This window comes from Microbacterium sp. 22242, from assembly GCF_052045495.1.
Taxonomy (GTDB): Bacteria; Actinomycetota; Actinomycetes; order Actinomycetales; family Microbacteriaceae; genus Microbacterium.
On the sequence record NZ_JBQEOZ010000005.1, the window covers coordinates 35,332 to 53,849 of the forward strand.

General features: G+C 71.1%; 16 protein-coding genes. 8 read left to right on the top strand and 8 right to left on the bottom strand.

Features of this window, described 5'->3' with window-relative positions; genetic code table 11:
- Positions 1–59: 59 nt before the first annotated feature.
- Both ACTJJZ_RS06775 and ACTJJZ_RS06780 read right to left on the bottom strand, forming a co-directional pair.
- Complete coding sequence (locus ACTJJZ_RS06775; protein ID WP_440720424.1) at positions 60–1,109, bottom strand: alanine racemase; 1,050 nt, start codon at positions 1,107–1,109, stop codon at positions 60–62.
- Positions 1,097–1,816: an alanine racemase gene (locus ACTJJZ_RS06780; RefSeq protein ID WP_440720425.1), complete on the bottom strand. Its 720-nt coding sequence runs from the start codon at positions 1,814–1,816 to the stop codon at positions 1,097–1,099. Before ACTJJZ_RS06780 ends, ACTJJZ_RS06775 begins: the two co-directional genes overlap by 13 nt.
- A gap of 112 nt (positions 1,817–1,928) precedes the next feature.
- On the opposite strand from ACTJJZ_RS06780, the gene ACTJJZ_RS06785 reads away from it, so the two are divergent.
- Positions 1,929–2,951, top strand: a complete 1,023-nt coding sequence (locus ACTJJZ_RS06785; protein WP_440720426.1) for a sugar-transfer associated ATP-grasp domain-containing protein — start codon at positions 1,929–1,931, stop codon at positions 2,949–2,951.
- A 59-nt stretch (positions 2,952–3,010) separates the two neighbouring features.
- On the opposite strand, the gene ACTJJZ_RS06790 is transcribed toward ACTJJZ_RS06785, so the two are convergent.
- From ACTJJZ_RS06790 to ACTJJZ_RS06800, 3 genes are all read right to left on the bottom strand, one after another.
- Positions 3,011–3,715 (bottom strand): coenzyme F420-0:L-glutamate ligase, encoded by a 705-nt coding sequence (locus tag ACTJJZ_RS06790; RefSeq protein WP_440720427.1) that lies wholly within the window; start codon positions 3,713–3,715, stop codon positions 3,011–3,013.
- Positions 3,712–4,974 (bottom strand): RNA polymerase sigma factor, encoded by a 1,263-nt coding sequence (locus ACTJJZ_RS06795; RefSeq protein ID WP_440720428.1) that lies wholly within the window; start codon positions 4,972–4,974, stop codon positions 3,712–3,714. Before ACTJJZ_RS06795 ends, ACTJJZ_RS06790 begins: the two co-directional genes overlap by 4 nt.
- A 206-nt stretch (positions 4,975–5,180) precedes the next feature.
- The gene (locus tag ACTJJZ_RS06800; protein ID WP_440720429.1) at positions 5,181–6,113 is read right to left on the bottom strand and encodes a proteasome assembly chaperone family protein; all 933 of its coding nucleotides are present in this window, start codon (positions 6,111–6,113) and stop codon (positions 5,181–5,183) included.
- A 110-nt stretch (positions 6,114–6,223) separates the two neighbouring features.
- Between ACTJJZ_RS06800 and ACTJJZ_RS06805 the strand changes: the two genes are divergently transcribed.
- The 3 genes from ACTJJZ_RS06805 (at position 6,224) to sucB (ending at position 10,921) form a co-directional block, all read left to right on the top strand.
- Positions 6,224–7,729 carry a leucyl aminopeptidase gene (locus ACTJJZ_RS06805; protein ID WP_440720430.1) on the top strand — a complete coding sequence of 502 codons (1,506 nt, stop codon included), beginning with the start codon at positions 6,224–6,226 and terminating at the stop codon, positions 7,727–7,729.
- Positions 7,726–9,099, top strand: a complete 1,374-nt coding sequence (lpdA, locus tag ACTJJZ_RS06810; protein WP_440720431.1) for a dihydrolipoyl dehydrogenase — start codon at positions 7,726–7,728, stop codon at positions 9,097–9,099. The genes ACTJJZ_RS06805 and lpdA overlap by 4 nt, the downstream gene beginning before the upstream one ends.
- 97 nt (positions 9,100–9,196) lie before the next feature.
- Positions 9,197–10,921 carry a 2-oxoglutarate dehydrogenase, E2 component, dihydrolipoamide succinyltransferase gene (sucB, locus tag ACTJJZ_RS06815; protein WP_440720432.1) on the top strand — a complete coding sequence of 575 codons (1,725 nt, stop codon included), beginning with the start codon at positions 9,197–9,199 and terminating at the stop codon, positions 10,919–10,921.
- A 14-nt stretch (positions 10,922–10,935) separates the two neighbouring features.
- Here the strand turns inward: sucB and ACTJJZ_RS06820 are convergent, their stop codons facing one another.
- A complete protein-coding gene (locus ACTJJZ_RS06820) occupies positions 10,936–12,390 on the bottom strand; it encodes a hypothetical protein (protein ID WP_440720433.1) in 1,455 nt (484 codons plus the stop codon).
- 167 nt (positions 12,391–12,557) lie between these two features.
- On the opposite strand from ACTJJZ_RS06820, the gene ACTJJZ_RS06825 reads away from it, so the two are divergent.
- Entirely contained in the window at positions 12,558–13,268 is a 711-nt protein-coding gene (locus ACTJJZ_RS06825) for a DUF4191 domain-containing protein (RefSeq protein ID WP_440720434.1), read from the top strand.
- Between the two features lie 89 nt (positions 13,269–13,357).
- Here ACTJJZ_RS06825 and ACTJJZ_RS06830 read toward each other — a convergent pair whose 3' ends face one another.
- Entirely contained in the window at positions 13,358–14,551 is a 1,194-nt protein-coding gene (locus tag ACTJJZ_RS06830; RefSeq protein WP_440720435.1) for a RimK family alpha-L-glutamate ligase, read from the bottom strand.
- 25 nt (positions 14,552–14,576) lie between these two features.
- Between ACTJJZ_RS06830 and ACTJJZ_RS06835 the strand changes: the two genes are divergently transcribed.
- Both ACTJJZ_RS06835 and ACTJJZ_RS06840 read left to right on the top strand, forming a co-directional pair.
- Entirely contained in the window at positions 14,577–15,059 is a 483-nt protein-coding gene (locus ACTJJZ_RS06835) for an ATP-dependent zinc protease family protein (RefSeq protein ID WP_440720436.1), read from the top strand.
- Between the two features lie 63 nt (positions 15,060–15,122).
- Positions 15,123–16,355, top strand: coding sequence for a DNA polymerase domain-containing protein (locus ACTJJZ_RS06840; protein WP_440720437.1), 1,233 nt, complete (start codon positions 15,123–15,125; stop codon positions 16,353–16,355).
- A gap of 3 nt (positions 16,356–16,358) precedes the next feature.
- Here the strand turns inward: ACTJJZ_RS06840 and ACTJJZ_RS06845 are convergent, their stop codons facing one another.
- Complete coding sequence (locus ACTJJZ_RS06845; RefSeq protein WP_440720438.1) at positions 16,359–16,787, bottom strand: RDD family protein; 429 nt, start codon at positions 16,785–16,787, stop codon at positions 16,359–16,361.
- A gap of 212 nt (positions 16,788–16,999) precedes the next feature.
- On the opposite strand from ACTJJZ_RS06845, the gene glnA reads away from it, so the two are divergent.
- A complete protein-coding gene (gene glnA, locus ACTJJZ_RS06850) occupies positions 17,000–18,424 on the top strand; it encodes a type I glutamate--ammonia ligase (protein ID WP_440720439.1) in 1,425 nt (474 codons plus the stop codon).
- Positions 18,425–18,518: the final 94 nt, after the last annotated feature.

Consider the following 18,518-nt stretch of genomic DNA (forward strand, 5'->3'; position numbering starts at 1 on the left):
GCGCCCGGTGTCCCGCGACATCGGGCGCTTCTGCGTGTCCCCCTGGGGCCGCGAGGGCTTCAGCAGTATTCGCGGCGCACGTGCGCGGTGAGCCGGCAGAGGATCTCCTCGCCGACCGTGTCGATCGCCTCGGCGAGCGTCGTCGGCGAGGAGTCGCCGGATCGGCCGCGGCCGAACAGCACGACCTCGTCGCCGACAGCCGCCCTGGGCCAGGCCGCCACGCGCGCCGCGTCCGGCTCGACCGCGCGCAGCGTCCGCGCTCCCGCGGGGGTGCCGACCTCGACCCGCCCGGCGAGCGTCGAGGGCAGGCCGTCGAACGATCCGATGCCGACGACGACCTCGTCGCCGTCGATCCGCTGCACGGTCGCGACGAGCTCGGCGACCGGCGCGATGCCGGGCAGATCGGGGCCGCCCGCCGACCGGACGCCGTAGCAGAACGCGCCGACGCGGACGAGCGTGCCGCGCAGCTCCGGCCGCGCCCAGGTCGCCGCGGACGCGGTGAGGTGCCGGTACGGCAGCTCGGCGCCGAGCTCGCAGGCGCGCTCGATCGCGGCGAGGAAGCGCGCCTGGGCCAGGTCGTCCTCCTCGTCGCTGGCTTCGGCGAGGTGGCTCCAGACGCCGACCAGCTCGACGTGCCCGTGCGCCTGCGCGCGCAGGGCGATGCCGACGCCCTCATCCCACTCCGCGGCGGACAGGCCGTTGCGGTGCAGCCCGGTGTCGACCTTGAGATGGATGCGCGCCGGGGCGCCGAGCGCCTGGGCCCTGGCCACGACCCGGTGCAGGTAGTCGAGTGTGCCGACGCCCAGATCGATGTCCGCGCGCAGGGCCGCGTCGACCTCCGTGTCCTCCGAGGTGGCCCAGGCGAACAGCCGCGGACCCGCCCCCAGGTCTTCGCGCAGCAGCAGCGCGGTCGGGATGTCGTAGGCGCCGATCCACCCGACGCCCGCGCCGACCGCGACTCTGGCCGCCTGCGCCGCGCCGTGTCCGTATGCGTCGTCCTTCACGACCATCATCAGGATCGCGGGATCCACCCGCGCGAGGACCGCGGCGATGTTCGCCTGCAGCACGCTCTCCGAGACGCGGAGCACCGGTCCGGTCATGCCTCCCATGCGCGCTCCGTCCGCCGCCCGACGACCGCGACGAGCTCGCCGACGGTCATGCCCGTGATCCGCGCCCAGTCCGCCACGGCGCCCGCCTGCGGGCCGCTCCCGCCGAAGTAGGTGACCTCGGCGCCCAGCGCGACCGGGAGGCCGCCGATGTCGACGACGCAGACGTCCATCGCGATCCGCCCGACGATCGGACGCAGCACACCGTCGATCTCGACCGACGCTCTGCTGCCGAGCGCGCGGACGACGCCCTGCGCGTAGCCGCCGGTGACGAGCGCGAGCCGGGAGTCCCGCGGCGCGCGGTGGATGTAGCCGTACGAGACGCCGCCGCCGGCCTCGACGTCCTTCGTGGACAGCACCCGCCCGACGACGCGCATCGCCGGAGCCCCCGGAAGCTCTCCGGCCGCGTCGGGCAGTCCGTACAGCAGGCGCGGCTCGAGATCCGCCTGCTCGTCGCAGGTCGCCGCGATGCCCTCGGCGCGCAGCACGTCGACCTCCGCCGCGCCGTCCACGCGCACCGCACGGGCGCCGGCGTCGATCGCGACGCGTGCCGTCTCGAGGAGCCCGTGCCCCCAGGCGTCCCGCCGGAGATCGGCGATCCCGCGACCGCCCGCGGCGACCGCCCTGGCCGCACCCGTGACGAGCGCCGAGCGCGAGATCAGGGAACGAAGCGTCGCGCTCCGCACGGGGGTCGCAGCCGGCTCGTTCACCCGTCCAGCCTACCGGCGGGGCTGAGACGGCCACCGGCAGGGCCGGTCCCGGGGGTCTCGGAGGCGGGCCGCCTAGAATGGACCGGTTCCTGACCCTCGACCCGGAGAACGCATGCCCTCGAACGGCCTCGGCCTCACCTCCCGTCTCGGCTATCTCGCCGAGCGCGCCCGTCGCATCAATGTCGGCTCGGTGATCGAGCGCGCCAAGGAGGCGTCAGCGCAGCACGGGAAGGCCGTCCCCGTCATCGTGGTGGACATGCTCTGGTCGGCCGGCCGGCACAACGTCGGGTTCCAGGACTACATCGACTACGACTTCGCGATCCTGAACCGCGCCGAGCGCGCCACCTACATGACGCACCCGATCTCGAACCAGATCTCGGAGCGCTACGCGCACCCCGACTATCGGCACCTGTTCCACGACAAGATCGAGTTCGACGAGAAGTTCTCCGACTTCCTCCGCCGCGAGTGGATGGTCGTGAAGCCCGGCAACGCCGACGAGCTGCGCGACTTCGTGCAGCGCCAGGGAACCGTCATCGTGAAAACGCCGATGGGCCAGGCCGGATCCGGCGTGTTCCGCTACCACGCGGCCGACATCGCGGACTGGAACGCCTTCCACGCCGACCTGCTCGGCCAGGGGCGCCTCCTCGTCGAAGAGGTCATCCGGCAGCACCCCGACCTCGCCGCGGTCTGCCCCGGCACGGTCAACACGACGCGGGTGACCGCGTTCTTCGACGGCGAGAAGACTCACATCCTCGCGATGGCGCAGAAGTTCGGCCGCGGCGAGGTGAGCGACCAGATGTCGTTCGGCGGCTTCTACACGATGCTCGACGACGACGGCCACGCGGTCAGCGCCGGCTACGACTCGCACGGGCACGTGCACGAGCTGCACCCGGACTCCGGCTTCCGGATCGCCGACTTCCAGCTGCCCATGATCGACGACGTCAAGGCGTTCGTCGACCGGGTGGCGCGCGTCGTCCCGCAGGTGCAGTACGTCGGCTGGGACATCGTGGTCGGCCCGGACGGCCCCGTGCTCGTCGAGGGCAACTGGGGCGCCGGCGTGTACGAGAACAAGCCCAGCGTCTCGGGGATCCGCACCGGACACAGGCCGCGCTATCAGGCCGCGATCGGGTTCTGAATGCACGAAGAAGGCCGCCCGTCGCGATGACGGGCGGCCTTCTTCCTGGCGTGAGCGGCTCAGGCCGGGCGGATGATGCCGAGGGGCGTCGACTCCGTGCCCTGGCCGAGCGGGTTGTCCTTGAGGATCGCGACGAGGCGCTTCTCCCCCGCCTTGTCCAGGGTGGATCCGAGGATGTTGCCGCCGAGGTCGTTGATGTCGACCACGGCCACGTCGCAGACGCCGCCGAGCAGCTGCCGCATCTCGTGCGCGACCTCGCGGGGACGCGCGGGACCCAGCACCACGGACCGGTCGTACGGTGGCATCGTGCCCTCGGTGGGTCCGTCGATCGCGCGCGCCTTCTCCCCGGCGATCCGGTAGAAGTCGCCGCGGCGGCCGAACGCCTTGGTCACCGCGGACACGGCGGCCGCGAACAGGATCCGCGGCGTGCCGCACTCCCGCAGCGCCATCTCCATGGTCTCCGGCATGCCGAGCCCGATGCCGTAGGGCGTACGGGTGACGTACTTCGACAGGAAGAACGCGAGCCTGCGCGGCTGGATCTCCTCGAGCAGGAACGACCGTCCCTGCGTGATCCCGACGATCTTCTCGGTGATGAAGAGGAGGTCGCCCGCCTTCACCTCACCCGCGGCGTACTCGCGCACGACGTCGGCGAGCACGTCGCCCGGCATGACCACCCTGGTGCGGATCGGGATCCGCAGCCAGCGCGCGCCCTCGACCGAGATCTCGAGGTTCTTGCCGTCGTTCGGCTTCGCCTCCGCGCTCACTCGAGGTAGTCCCGCAGCGACTGCGATCGGCTCGGGTGGCGCAGCTTCGCCATCGTCTTGGACTCGATCTGACGGATCCGCTCCCGGGTCACCCCGAAGGTGTCGCCGATCTGGTCGAGCGTCTTGGGCTGGCCGTCGCCGAGACCGAAGCGCATGCGGATCACGCCCGCCTCGCGCTCGGACAGGGAGTCGAGCAGCTGCTCGAGCTGACGCTGCAGCATCGTGAAGCCGACCGCATCCGCGGGGACCACGGCCTCGGTGTCCTCGATGAGGTCGCCGAACTCGCTGTCGCCGTCCTCACCGAGGGGGGTGTGCAGCGAGATCGGCTCGCGGCCGTACTTCTGCACCTCGATGACCTTCTCCGGGGTCATGTCGAGCTCGCGGCTCAGCTCCTCCGGGGTGGGTTCGCGGCCCAGGTCCTGCAGCATCTGCCGCTGCACGCGGGCCAGCTTGTTGATGACCTCGACCATGTGCACCGGGATGCGGATCGTGCGCGCCTGGTCGGCCATGGCGCGCGTGATCGCCTGGCGGATCCACCACGTCGCGTAGGTCGAGAACTTGAAGCCCTTGGTGTAGTCGAACTTCTCCACCGCGCGGATCAGGCCGAGGTTGCCCTCCTGGATGAGATCCAGGAACTGCATGCCGCGACCGGTGTAGCGCTTGGCGAGCGAGACCACGAGGCGCAGGTTGGCGCCGAGCAGGTGGCTCTTGGCACGCTGGCCGTCCCGGGCGACCCACTGCAGGTCGAGTCCGAGCTGGCTGGTCTTCTCGGCCGCCGACATGTGCGACAGCTTCTCCTCTGCGAACAGACCGGCTTCGATCCGCATCGCGAGCTCGACCTCTTCGGCCGCGTTCAGCAGCGCGACCTTACCGATCTGCTTCAGGTAGTCCTTGACCGGGTCGGCGGTCGCGCCGGTGATCTGGGTCGAGTAGACGGGGACGTCGTCCTCGTCAGTCGAGCTGATCCGGATCGCGCCGGTGGGCAGCGGCTCGGTGAAGGCGGGCTTCGCGCCCTCCTCGTCGCCGTCGTCGTCGTTCGCGACGTCGTCCGTCGCGGGGGCGTGCTCCTCGCCCGCGTCCTCGTCCTTCTTGGCACGGGAGGTCTTCTTGGCGGCCGGAGCCTTGCTCGCCGCCGGCTTCTTCGCCGCGGCCTTCTTCGCAGCAGGCGCCTCGGCGGCAGCGGCCGTCTCGGCCGCGACCTCCTCGGGATCGGTCGCCGCGGTCTTCGTCCGGGTGTTCTTCTTCGTGGCAGTCGTCACGTCTCGCCTTTCAACGGGGAGCTGCGCGGGCTCCCCGGGCCATTTCGGACACTAGTAAGACCCTTGTCAAGTCCTCGTCCTCGCAGACGGATGGTTGACAACGGGTCGCCGAATAAGTATGTCACACTCCGCCGCGTCCGGCTCCGAGTCGGCGGAATCCGCCGGATCCCCACGACGGACCCGCCGTTCCGGCCCGGTGCCGTCGCTCAGGCGCGCCCGTTCTTGTCGTCGTCGCCGGGACGGGTGGCGAGGAAGCGCTCCAGTTCGGCGGCCAGCTCGTCGGCGCTCGGCAGCGAGCCCTCGGTGAACTCGGCCGGAGATTCGCCCTCGACCTCGAGGCCGGCCATGTACGCGTCGTAGCGGTGCTCCAGGGTCCGCACCATCTGCGCGAGCTCCTCGTTCTCGGCGACCTGCTCGTCGACGCGCTCGAGATAGCCGACGCGCTTCTCCCGCAACTCGTCGGTGAGCAGCACCAGGCCGGTCGCGGCCATCACCTTGTCCGCCGCGGTGAGCACCGCATCCGGATACTCGGTGTCGGCGAGGTAGTGCGGGATCAGCAGCACGAAGCTCGCGACACTGCGCTCGCTCTGCACGAACCGGTACTCCAGCAGGTGCCCGACGGTGCCGGGCACCTGGGTGCGCGGACGCCAGACCGAGTGCGCGGCGGTGAGCTCGGCCCTGTTGCCGCTGACCGTGACGCCGATCGGCCGCGTGTGCGGCACCGGCATGGCGATCGAGTGCACCCAGGTCACGGTGGAGACCTCGTGCTCGGCGGCGAAGTCGAGCACGACGTCGGCGAAGGCGTTCCAGGCGAAGTCCGGCTCGTAGCCGCTCAGCAGCAGGAACGGCCGCGCGAGCGCGTCGTGCGCCAGCGACAGCTCGAGCCTGGCCGGGCGCAGCTCGACGATGTGATCCTGATCGAAGGTGAGCACCGGGCGACGGGCGCGGTAGTCGAGCAGCACGTCGTTGTCGAACACCAGCAGCGGCTCGGGATCCGCGGTCTCGGTGAGGTGCTCGATCAGCCCGGAGACCGCGGACCCGGCATCCGTGAAGCCGGTCAGCAGGACGACCAGAGGCAGGCCGGACGGCACGCCCCCCACGCGGGCGACGTGTTCGTGGATCTCTCCGGAGATGGGCATGACTCCATGCTACGAGCCGGTTCCTCCGCCGGGTCCGATGAGCGCTGAGAGCGAACACGCGTCCTGCGCCTCCGGACGGCGCGCACCCCGCCGAACCTAGGATGGGTGCCATGACGTCTCCTGCGCTCGAGCTCTCACCAGGCGCTCCGGCGGACGCGAACGCGGATGCGGTCGTGCTCGTCGTCGCCGGTCTGACCGACACCCCGGCCGACCTGAAACCCTTCCCCTCCATCCACGCACCGCTCACCGCGGTCGGCTTCACCGGGAAGGCGGGCGCTTTCACCCGGATCCCCGCGCCGGACGTCGCCGACGTCCCGGTCGCGGTGGTGAGCGCCGGATCCGCGCCCGACGCGAACGCCGTCCGCGAGGCCGTCGGAACGGCACTGCGGACGCTGACCGGGTTCCCCCGGGTCTCGGTCCTGCTCTCCGACGCGGTCGCGCCGTTCGCGACCGCCGCGGCCGAGGGCGCCCTGCTCGGGGGGTACCGGTTCGACGGCTACCGCTCCGGCGAGCAGCCGCAGCGCGCCTTCGTGGTCGTGCTGCACGCCGCGGTCTCGGACGCGGACGCCGCCAGGGCCCGCGCCCTGGCCGATGCCGTTGCCCTGACCCGCGACCTGGTCACCACCCCCGCGGAATGGCTCGGTCCCGCCGACCTCGCCGCCCGGGCGACCGAGGCGCTCGAGGACCTGGACGTGAGCGTCGAGATCCTCGATGAGACCGCACTCGCCGAGGGCGGCTACGGCGGCATCCTCGGGGTCGGGCAGGGCTCGGCGCGACCGCCGCGCCTGGTGCGCCTCGACTACGCGCCCGCCGGCGCCGGATCGCACATCGCGCTGGTCGGCAAGGGCATCACGTTCGACACGGGCGGCCTGTCCCTGAAGCCCGCCGCGAGCATGGTCGGCATGAAGACGGACATGGCGGGTGCGGCGAGCATCCTGGCCGCGACGAAGGCGATCGCCACGCTCGGCCTGCCCGTCCGCGTCACGGCCTGGCTCTGCGTCGCGGACAACATGCCGTCCGGAAGCGCGATCCGGCCGGGCGACGTGCTGCGGCTGCTCGACGGCCAGACCGTCGAGGTGCTCAACACCGATGCCGAGGGCCGTCTCGTGCTGGGCGACGGCCTGGTCGCCGCGAGCCGCGAACAGCCCGACGTGATCCTCGATGTCGCCACCCTCACCGGCGCGATCATCGTCGCCCTCGGGATGCGCCACACCGGCGTGTTCGGAGACGACGCCACCGTGCAGGAGGTGCTCAACGCGGCCTCGCTCGCCGGCGAGCCCGCCTGGCCGATGCCGCTGCCGGAGCACATGGAGGACGAGCTCAAGTCGCCCATCGCCGACCTGGTGAACGCCAAGATCGGCGATCCGGCCGGAGGCGCTCTCTTCGCGGGGCTGTTCCTGCGCCGCTTCGTCGGCCGCACCGCAGCGGAAGACGGCACCGAGAGCGACGCCCCGCGGATCCCGTGGGCGCATCTCGACATCGCGGGCTCCTCGGAGCACAAGGGCGCCCCCTACGGGTTCACCGAGAAGGGCGCGACCGGTGCCATCGTGCGCACCCTGATCTCCTTCGCCGAAGCCAGGGCGACCGGCGCCGCATCGAACGGAGCACACGCATGACCACTCACACGTTCGACATCGTCATCCTCGGCGGCGGCAGCGGCGGCTATGCGGCCGCCCTGCGCGCCGCCGAGCTGGGCAAGTCCGTCGCCCTCATCGAGAAGGACAAGGTCGGCGGCACCTGCCTGCACCGAGGGTGCATCCCGACGAAGGCGCTGCTGCACTCCGCCGAGATCGCGGAGAACGTGCGCGACGCCGCCAAGTACGGCGTGGGCGCCTCCTTCGACGGCATCGATCCCGCTGGCGTCCGCAGCTACCGCGAGGGCATCGTCGCGAAGAAGTACAAGGGACTGGAAGGCCTGATCAAGGCGCGCGGCATCACCGTGGTCACGGGCGAGGGCTCCCTCCGCCCCGACCGTGCGGTCGCGGTCGGCGACGACGTCTACACCGGCACCGACGTGATCCTCGCGACCGGTTCGTACAGCCGGTCGCTGCCCGGACTCGAGATCGGCGGGCGGATCCTCACCAGCGAGCAGGCGCTCGCGCTCGAGGAGGTGCCGCAGCGGGTCGTCATCCTCGGCGGCGGCGTGATCGGCGTCGAGTTCGCGAGCGTGTGGCGCTCGTTCGGCGCCGAGGTCACGATCGTCGAGGCGCTCGAGCACCTCGCGCCGAATGAGGACGTCGCGCTCAGCAAGGGCCTGGAGCGCGCCTTCCGCCGCCGCGGCATCGCGTACTCGCTCGGCGTCCGGTTCGCGAGCGCGACCCAGACCGAGGACGCCGTGACGGTCACCCTGGAGAACGGCACGGCCTTCGAGGCGGACTACCTGCTCGTGGCCGTCGGGCGCGGCCCGGCGACGGCGGGGCTCGGCTTCGAGGAGGCGGGCGTCGCGATGGATCGCGGCTTCGTGCCGACGGATCCCGAGCTGCGCACGAACGTCGAGCACGTCTGGGCGGTCGGCGACATCGTCCCCGGCCTGCAGCTCGCGCACCGCGGCTTCCTGCAGGGCATCGCAGTGGCCGAGCGGATCGCGGGGCTCGCACCCGCGGTGATCCCCGACGCGCAGATCCCCCGCGTCACCTACTGCAGCCCGGAGGTGGCGTCGGTGGGCGTCACCGAGGCGGCCGCGGTCGCCGAGCACGGCGCGGACGCGATCGTCTCCTACGAGTACAACCTCGCCGGCAACGGCAAGAGCGAGATCATCGGCACCGGCGGACTCGTCAAGGTCGTCCGTCAGAAGGACGGTCCCGTCCTCGGCGTGCACCTGCTCGGGGATCGCGTCGGCGAGCTGATCACCGAGGGGCAGCTCGCGGTGAGCTGGGAGGCGCACCCGGAGGACATCGCCCCGCTCATCCACGCGCACCCGACGCAGAGCGAGGCACTCGGCGAGGCCTTCCTCGCTCTCGCCGGCAAGCCTCTTCACGCGATATGAAAGTTTTATTGCACATCGTGGAAATCAATACTGGGCTGAATCGCCTCTTCCCCACTAAGCTGAACACCATCACGAACATCCTTAAGGAGACTCCGTCATGAGCACACCCGTGGTCCTCCCCGCCCTCGGAGAGAGCGTCACCGAGGGCACTGTGACCCGTTGGCTCAAGCAGGTCGGCGACACCGTCCAGGCCGATGAGGGCCTTCTCGAGATCTCGACCGACAAGGTCGACACCGAGATCCCCTCGCCGATCAGCGGGGTGATCGAGGAGATCCTCGTCGCAGAGGACGAGACCGTCGAGATCGGCGCGATCCTCGCCCGCATCGGCGACGGCTCCGGCGCCCAGGCCCCGGCTGCGCCGGCCGCCGAGCAGGCCGCGCCCGCTGAGACGCCCGCGCCGCAGGCCGAAGCCCCTGCACCGGCCGCTGAGGCACCCGCGCCCGCCGCCGCCCCCGCCGCGTCCTCGGACGCGACCGAGGTGCGTCTGCCCGAGCTGGGAGAGAGCGTCACCGAGGGCACCGTCACCCGCTGGCTGAAGCAGGTCGGCGACGACGTGGCCGTCGACGAGCCGCTCCTGGAGATCTCGACCGACAAGGTCGACACCGAGATCCCCTCGCCGGTCGCGGGCACGCTGCAGGAGATCCTCGCCGCCGAGGACGAGACCATCGCCGTCGGCGCCGTGCTCGCCCGCATCGGCAGTGGCGCCCCGGCCCCGGCGCAGCAGGCTCCGGCCGCCGCGCCCGCCCAGGAGGCCCCCGCGCCGGCGCCGCAGGCTCAGGCACCCGCGCAGGAGGCACCCGCACAGGCCGCTCCTGCTCAGCAGGCACCCGCTCAGCAGGCACCCGCTCCGCAGGCCGCTCCCGCCCAGCCTGCCCCGGCCTCGGCACAGTCCGCCCCGGCCGCGGACTCCGGTTCGGACTCCCTCTACGTGACGCCGCTCGTGCGCCGCCTCGCGGCCGAGAAGGGCATCGACCTGGCTTCGGTCACCGGAACCGGCGTGGGGGGACGCATCCGCAAGGAGGACGTCCTGAACGCCGCCGCCGCACCCGCGGCCGGGACGGCTCAGGCTCCCGCCGCGGCCCCGAAGAAGGCCCGCGAGATCTCCCCGCTGCGCGGCACCACGCAGCCGATGTCGCGTCTGCGCAAGGTGCTCGCCGAGCGCGCCGTGGCGTCGATGCAGCAGACGGCGCAGCTGACCACGGTCGTCGAGGTCGACGTGACCCGCCTGTCCGACTACCGCGACAGCGTCAAGGGCTCGTTCCAGCAGAAGACCGGCGACAAGCTGTCCTTCCTGCCGTTCTTCGCCCTCGCCGCCGCCGAGGCGCTGCAGGAGTTCCCGATCGTGAACTCCACCGTCGACGGCACGAACATCGTCTACCCGGCGAGCGAGAACATCTCGATCGCGGTCGACACCGAGCGCGGCCTGCTCACGCCGGTCCTGCGCGACGCGGGCTCCAAGAACATCGCGGAGATCGCGCACGAGATCGCCGATCTCGCCGCGCGCACCCGCGACAACAAGCTGAAGCCCGACGAGCTCGCCGGCGGCACGTTCACGCTGACCAACACCGGTTCGCGGGGCGCGCTGTTCGACACCCCCGTCGTCTTCCTGCCGCAGTCCGCGATCCTCGGGACCGGCACGGTCGTGAAGCGCCCCGGCGTGGTCTCGGTCGACGGCCAGCAGGCGATCGCGATCCGCTCGTACGTCTACCTCGCACTGTCGTACGACCACCGCATCATCGACGGCGCGGACGCCGCCCGTTTCCTGTCGGCCGTGAAGGCCCGACTGGAAGAGGCCGACTTCGCCGCGCAGCTCGGCGCCTGACGCAGAGCCAGACCTCACGGGGCACCCGCCCCACCGGATGGCGGATCCACGACGTCGTACACGTCGCGGATCCGCCATCCGTCGTCCCGGCGGATGATCACGACCATCTGCGCACCGCCGTCGGCGGGGTTCCGCACCGCAGCGATATCGCCGTAGTCCTCGATCAGCACCGGCGGCGCGTCGTCTCCGCGCACCTCGCGTCCCGCGTTCCCGCCCGCATCCCAGAGTGAGCCACAGCTCGGAGCGGACACCGCACGGCATCGTCGAGCCGCGTCGACCAGTTCGGTCGCGGCGGCGAGCGGGTCCTGCCGGCGAGAGGGTCCTGGCGTCGGCTCGGGCCGCGGCGACTCCGTTCGGTCGGGTGCCCGGCCCTGCGGCGGCGCAGAATCCGCGGCGGGATGCGGTGACGCCGAGGCGGTCGGACGCAGGTCGGCCGCGTCGGCCGGCGACGTCCCCGTCCCCGCCGGCCAGAGAGCGCCCGCGGCGGCGACAGCAGCCGCAGCAGTGACCGCGACGATCGCCGGCCCCCGCCAGCGCCGCCCCCGCGGCACGGACGCGGGCGCGAACGGAGCGTCCCGCCGTTCCCGGCGTCGGCGCCGCTCCCCGCTGAGGCGCGCGAACACGCGCTCGCCGATCCACGACCGCGTCGCTGCGATCCGGCCCGAGAGCACTCCGAGAGCGTGGCGAGGCCGGGCGATGACCTTCTGCGCCGGCTCCCGACGCCTCTGACGCCTGTCGGAGGATGGCGCGTTCCCCGCCCCGCGCAGCTCCCGCCGTCGCACCGCGCGCGACCGTTCCGGCGGGTCGACGGCGCGAACGGCCGGCACCGGCGACTCGCCCTCGACGTGCTGCAGGGGTCGCGGGGCGGCGATCTCCAGCAGTTCCTGCTCCCACTGCGCGGCCTCGGCGTGCAGGCGGCGCGGCTCGTCCAACGCCGCGCGCAGACGCCGCAGCACCCGGCCGAGGGCACGGTCGTCGGTCCCCGCCTCGAGCCCGTCCAGCAGGTTCCCGCTCGCGATGAGCGGCGGATCCCCCGCACCGATCGCGAACACCGGCCGCCCCTCGTCGGTCAGCCACCACCGCCCGGCTGGGCCCTCGTCGCCGCCTTCGAGGACGCCCAACTCGACCAGCCCGCGCAGCACGCTGACCGCCAGCGTCACGGCCTCGCCGTTCCCGAGCGCGCCCTCGTCGCCCCGCTCCGCGAGAAGGGCCTCGGCGGAGCGCACGCACCACGGGAGCAGGGCGTCCTGCCGGTCCGCCTGCAGGGCGAGGTCCTCCGGGGCCGCGACATGCTCCGCACCGGCGAACCGCCACCCCGGCCAGCCCGCGAGCTGCGCGACGTCGATGCGCACCGCGACGCCATCGCCTCGGGTCACCAGTTCGCCGGCGAACGGCCCCTCGCCCTCGGCGAGCCTGCGCACCGTGCGATGTGCGCCGGCGATCGCGATTCCCGTGCTGAGCTCCGTCATGCCCTCATCCCACTCCCGGTCCGCGCCTGCCGGGGCACCGGCCCCGCGATCGGTGCACAACGCGACGTGCGGACGGCCTGTGCAGGACCACCCGTGTTCGCTCAGCGCGCGTCCTCGGCAGGGCATCCGCGACGTGCGCACCCCGCGGACTCGGTAGGCTGGAAGGCATGGCAAAAGGTCCCTCGGCGACGGAGAAGCAGCCCGGCTTCTTCTCGCAGCTGCGTTCGCTCTTCCAGTTCACCCGGGAGATCTACCCCTGGCTGCCCTGGGCTCAGCTCGCCCTGCTGATCCTCGGCGTCCTCCTCGGCCTGATCGTCGGCTACCTGATCCCGCCGTTCCAGGTCTGGAGCCTCGTGCTGTGGGGCATCACCGGCCTGCTCGGCGGCGTGCTCGCCGCGATGTTCCTCATGACGCGGCTGTCCACGACGGCCATGTACCGCAAGATCGACGGCATGCCCGGCGCCGCCGGCCACGTGCTCAGCACCGCACTCGGCCGCAACTGGCAGGGCTCCGAGATCCCCGTCGGCGTGAACCCCAAGTCGCAGGACGCGGTGTATCGCGCGGTCGGCCGCGGCGGCATCGTCGTGGTCGCCGAGGGATCCCGCGGCCGGCTCGCCAAACTCGTCAAGGACGAGCGGACCAGGGCCATGCGCGTCGCGCAGGGCGTGCCCGTGAACGTGTTCTACGTCGGGCACGGCGACGGCGACGTGCCGATCAAGGACCTCGCGCGCACCATCAAGAAGCTCCCGAAGGCGATCGACAACGCCACCATGGCCGCCGTCATCAAGCGCATGGAGTCGGTGTCGCAGTCCGTCGCCTCACTGCCGATCCCGAAGGGCATCGACCCGCTCCGCGCCCGCGCTCCGCGCCCGCGCTGACCGCAACTGTCGTACGACGAAAGCGCCCGGACTTCTCGAGAGTCCGGGCGCTTTCGGCTGTCAGCGACGCCCCGGCGTGCAGTGCCGGGTCAGACGCCGTCCGGCAGATGCTCCTTGCGCAGCTTGCGGACCTTGGCCCTGCGGCGACGGCGTTCCGGGATCATCGAGCGCATCTCGTCGAGCTTCCCGAAGCAGAGCAGCCGGTCCTCGTCCTCCAGGACGACGTGCTTGCGCGGGTTCGGGATCACGGTGACGCCACGGTGCAGAGTGAGCACCGTGATGTCGCGGTCCCAGAGCCCCAGGTCGCCGAGCTGCTTGCCGACCTGCTCGGCGCCGGCATGGATGAGGAGCTCGGCGACGCCGTATCCGGTGGACACGCTCAGGCGCTGGCGCACGTCGATCTCGGGGAAGTTCACCTGGTTCGCGATGAAGTCGATGATGGCGCCGGCGACGTCGAGTCCGGTCGCCGCCTCGATGCCCTGCAGCCCCGGCGAGGAGTTCACCTCCATGACGAGCGGGCCGTCCTCCCCCTCGAGCATGTCCACTCCGGCGACGCGCAGTCCCATGATCTGCGCCGCGCGCACCGCGGTCTGCTCGTAGACCGGGTCGAGCGTGACCGCCTCGACGGTTCCGCCGCGGTGCACGTTGGAGCGGAACTCGTCGCCGTTGGCGACGCGGCGCATGGCGGCGACGACGCGATCCCCGACCACGAGCGCCCGGATGTCGCGACCGCGGCTCTCCGTGATGAACTTCTGGATCAGCACGTTCTGCTTGGTCGAGTGCAGCGTCTCGATGATCGCCTCGGCGACCTTGACCTGCGGGGCGAGGATCACGCCGATCCCCTGCGTCCCCTCGAGCAGCTTGATGACCACCGGAGCGCCGCCCACGCGTTCGATCGCGGGGCGCACGTCGGCGCGGTTGCGCACGAACGCCGTCGGCGGCATCGCGATGTTGTGCCGCGACAGGATCTGGTTCGCGCGGAGCTTGTCGCGCGCGCTGGAGATGCCGTTCGCGGTGTTCGGCGTGTACACGTCCATCTGCTCGAACTGCCGCACGACGGCGGTGCCGAAATAGGTGATCGAGTTGCCGATCCGCGGCAGGATCGCGTCATAGTCACTGAGCCGGCGGCCGCGGAAGTGCAGATCCGGTTCATCCGCGGTGAGGTCGATCGCGAAGCGCAGGGTGTTCAGCACCCTGATCTGGTGCCCGCGCTGCACGGCGGCGGCGCGGAAACGCTGGGTGGAGTACGACTGCGGGGCGCGCGAGAGCACGGCGAGCTTCACGGTGATTTCCTGCCAGGATAGGTGCGTGGATCGATCCCCCAATTCAAGCACTCTTATCGGGTGGCGCGAGTGGGTGACCCTCCCCGACGTGGGGATTCCCTGGATCAAGGCCAAGATCGACACCGGTGCACGCAGCTCATCGCTGCACGCGCAGCACATCCACGAGTTCGAGCGCGACGGTGCTCCCTGGGTGCGCTTCGACGTGCGCCCCTGGCAGGGCGCGCACGAGCTCGTGCCGGTCGAGCTGCCGGTCTTCGACCGACGGGAGGTGCGCTCCTCCTCCGGACACGCGCAGAGCCGCCTCGTGGTCCTGCTCGACCTCGTGCTGGTCGGGCACCGGGTGACCGCCGAGGTCACCCTCAGCAACCGCAGCGAGATGGGCTTCCGGATGCTGATCGGCCGGGAGGCGCTGCGGCAGGGCTTCACGATCGACCCGGCTCGCTCGTTCCTGGGCGGCAAGGCGCCGAAGATGTTCCGGCACCTCAACCGCGGCCACGCGACCGTCTGACCCACGCCTCGGATCCCCGACGGCCCCCTGGCGACGGGGTCCCGCGCCGTCTAGCGTGGAGGGATGACAGGCCGCTCCGAGACGTTCGTCGACATCGAAGGCCTTCCCGTGCGGGTGTCGCATCCCGACAAGGTCGTCTTCCCGCAGGCGGGCATCACCAAGCTCGACATCGTCGCGTACTACCTGGCGGTCGCCGACGGGGCTCTGCGCGGCGCCGGCGGCCGGCCGATGGTGCTCAAGCGGTTCGTCAAGGGCATCGACGCCGAGCCGTTCTTCCAGAAGCGCGTCGGCGACCACCCCGACTACATCGGGACCGCGGTGCTCCGCTACGCCTCGGGCCGGACCGCCGAGGAAGCGGTGGTGACGGATGCGGCCGGTCTCGCCTGGATCGCGAACCTCGGCTGCCTCGACCTCAATCCGCACGCCGTGCGAGCCTCCGACCTGGATCACCCGGACGAGCTGCGCATCGACCTCGACCCGATGCCCGGCGTGGAGTGGCCGGAGATCGTGGACGTCGCGTTCGTCGTGCGCGAGGTGCTCGCCGACCACGGCCTGGTCGGCTGGCCGAAGACGAGCGGATCCCGGGGCATCCACATCCTCGCGCGGATCCATCCCGAGCAGGACTTCGCCGCGGTGCGTCTCGCGGCGCAGACGGTGGCGCGGGAGGTCGAGAACCGCGCGCCGGGGCTCGCCACGGCTCGCTGGTGGAAGGAGGAGCGCGGCGAGAGCGTCTTCGTCGACTTCAACCAGAACGCCAAGGACCGCACGGTGGCCTCCGCCTATTCCATCCGTCCTCTCCCGGATGCCCGCGTCTCCACGCCGCTCGGCTGGGACGAGCTGCGGCTGCGCCGGCCCGAGGAGTTCACGATGCCGACGGTGCTCGCGCGGTTTGCGGAGATCGGCGATCCGCACGCCGGGATCGACGACGCGGTCGGATCGCTGTCCGGGCTGCTCGCGCTCGCGGACGAGCTCGGGCCGCCGGAGAAGCCTCCCCGCGGCTCGGACGGGACAGGCCGTCGCGTCTCGACCATGCCGCTGATCGAGATCGCGCGGACCAGGACCAAGCCCGAGTCCCTGGCTGCGGTGGAGGAATGGCGGGCGGCGCACACGGACGTCGCGGCGCTCCTGCAGCCCGCGGACATCCTGGTCGACGGCATGCGCGGCTCGAGTTCGCTCTGGTACCGCGTCCGGATCAATCTGCAGCACGTGCCGGAGGATGCGCGTCCCGCCCAGGAGCCGCGGATTGCGGACTACGATCCCTGGGCCGGGCGCGGCGCCGCGCAGGACCAGCGGTAAGCGCTACGCGCGGACGAGGACCGTTCCCACGGCCTTGTCGTGCAGGCCGCGCTGATCCGGATCGAAGATCACGGCGGGGATCACGAGGACGAGCAGCAGGGTGCGCACGATCGGCCGCCACAGCCCCACCCACGTGCCGTTCAGCATCACCAGGCGCATGCCGACGATGCGGTGCCCCGGGCTGCCGCCGATCGTCGGGATGAACAGGATCTGCAGGATCGCGAACACGATCATGGGCGCGAACTGCGTGATGCCCGCCTCCTTCGGGAGCGCGAACTGCTGGAATCCGAGGAACGCGGTGGCGATGATCGACGCGGCCGCGTAGTCGATGACGAGTGCCGCGATGCGGCGTCCGATCCGCCCGACGCTGCCGGGTCCGCTCTGCGGGAGGCCGAGGCGTTCACCGGGGTAGCTCTGAGCGAGATCGGACATCCCTCCAGCCTAGGCGACCCGGGCCGCCGGCCCCTGGCGCACCCAGCGGAACGGACACGGGCACAGGGTACGGTGAACGAGGCGGCACGGGTCCCCGATCCGTCGCCGCCGCCGTAACACGCCGGAAACATTCCAGACACGATCGCGTCATCCCTCATCCGTAACCTGCTTGCAGGTCGTTCGACCGCACCCGTTCCCTCAGGAGTTCATGCATGTTCACCGATTCCGCCGAGTTGATCGCATACATCCGCGACAACGACGTCAAGTTCCTCGACATCCGCTTCACCGACCTCCCGGGCGTGCAGCAGCACTTCAACATCCCCGCGTCGACCGTCGACGAGGACTTCTTCCGTGACGGTCAGCTCTTCGACGGCTCCTCGATCCGCGGCTTCGCGTCGATCCACGAGTCGGACATGCAGCTCATCCCGGACGTGACGACGGCGTACGTCGACCCGTTCCGCGAGGCGAAGACGGTCGTCATGGTCTTCGACATCTACAACCCGCGCACCGGTGAGATCTACGGCAAGGACCCGCGTCAGGTCGCCAAGAAGGCCGAGAAGTACCTCGCCTCGACCGGCATCGCCGACACCGCCTACTTCGCCCCCGAGGCCGAGTTCTACATCTTCGACGACGTGCGCTACTCGGTCACCGCCGGCGAGAGCTTCTACAAGGTCGACTCCGAGGAGGCCGCGTGGAACTCCGGCCGCGAGGAGGAGGGCGGCAACCTCGCCAACAAGACGCCGTTCAAGGGCGGCTACTTCCCGGTCGCCCCGGTCGACAAGACCGCCGACCTGCGCGACGACATCACCCTGCGGCTCATCGACGCCGGCTTCACCCTCGAGCGTTCGCACCACGAGGTGGGCACCGCCGGCCAGCAGGAGATCAACTACCGCTTCGACACCATGGTGCACGCGGCCGACGACATCCTGAAGTTCAAGTACATCGTCAAGAACACCGCGCAGGAGTGGGGCAAGACGGTCACGTTCATGCCGAAGCCGCTGTTCGGCGACAACGGATCCGGCATGCACACGCACCAGTCGCTGTGGCTGGACGGCAAGCCGCTGTTCTTCGACGAGAACGGCTACGGCCAGCTCAGCGACACCGCGCGCTGGTACATCGGCGGTCTGCTGAAGCACGCGCACGCCGTGCTCGCCTTCACCAACCCGACCCTGAACAGCTACCACCGCCTGGTGAAGCACTTCGAGGCCCCGGTCAACCTGGCGTACTCCGCGGGCAACCGCTCCGCCGCGATCCGCATCCCGATCACCGGATCCAACCCGAAGGCCAAGCGCATCGAGTTCCGCGTGCCGGACGCCTCGGGCAACCCGTACCTCGCGTTCGCCGCGCAGCTGATGGCCGGCCTGGACGGCATCCGCAACCGCATCGAGCCGCTCGAGCCCATCGACAAGGACCTCTACGAGCTCCCGCCGGAGGAGGCCAAGAACATCCCGCAGGTGCCGAACTCGCTGCTGGACTCGCTCGAGGCGCTCCGCAACGACCACGACTTCCTGCTCGAGGGCGGCGTGTTCACCAAGGACCTCATCGAGACCTGGATCGACTACAAGTACAACAACGAGATCCTGCCGATGGCCCAGCGCCCGCACCCGTTCGAGTACGAGCTGTACTTCGGGGTCTGATCCCGCGGGCTGNCAGCCCGCAACTCGAGAACCCGTCTCACGTCCCCCGGCTGAGGCGGGTTCTTTCGCGCTTCGGGACAGCGGCGACCGCGGT

Excerpts from the sequence above, each read along its gene's own strand:
- ACTJJZ_RS06825 (WP_440720434.1), top strand. The coding sequence starts at position 12,558 with ATGGCAAAAGGTCCCTCGGCGACGGAGAAGCAGCCCGGCTTCTTCTCG.
- ACTJJZ_RS06775 (WP_440720424.1), bottom strand. The coding sequence starts at position 1,109 with ATGGGAGGCATGACCGGACCGGTGCTCCGCGTCTCGGAGAGCGTGCTG.
- ACTJJZ_RS06840 (WP_440720437.1), top strand. The coding sequence starts at position 15,123 with ATGACAGGCCGCTCCGAGACGTTCGTCGACATCGAAGGCCTTCCCGTG.
- ACTJJZ_RS06820 (WP_440720433.1), bottom strand. The coding sequence starts at position 12,390 with ATGACGGAGCTCAGCACGGGAATCGCGATCGCCGGCGCACATCGCACG.
- lpdA (WP_440720431.1), top strand. The coding sequence starts at position 7,726 with ATGACCACTCACACGTTCGACATCGTCATCCTCGGCGGCGGCAGCGGC.
- ACTJJZ_RS06785 (WP_440720426.1), top strand. The coding sequence starts at position 1,929 with ATGCCCTCGAACGGCCTCGGCCTCACCTCCCGTCTCGGCTATCTCGCC.
- ACTJJZ_RS06845 (WP_440720438.1), bottom strand. The coding sequence starts at position 16,787 with ATGTCCGATCTCGCTCAGAGCTACCCCGGTGAACGCCTCGGCCTCCCG.
- ACTJJZ_RS06800 (WP_440720429.1), bottom strand. The coding sequence starts at position 6,113 with ATGCCCATCTCCGGAGAGATCCACGAACACGTCGCCCGCGTGGGGGGC.
- ACTJJZ_RS06805 (WP_440720430.1), top strand. The coding sequence starts at position 6,224 with ATGACGTCTCCTGCGCTCGAGCTCTCACCAGGCGCTCCGGCGGACGCG.
- sucB (WP_440720432.1), top strand. The coding sequence starts at position 9,197 with ATGAGCACACCCGTGGTCCTCCCCGCCCTCGGAGAGAGCGTCACCGAG.
- glnA (WP_440720439.1), top strand. The coding sequence starts at position 17,000 with ATGTTCACCGATTCCGCCGAGTTGATCGCATACATCCGCGACAACGAC.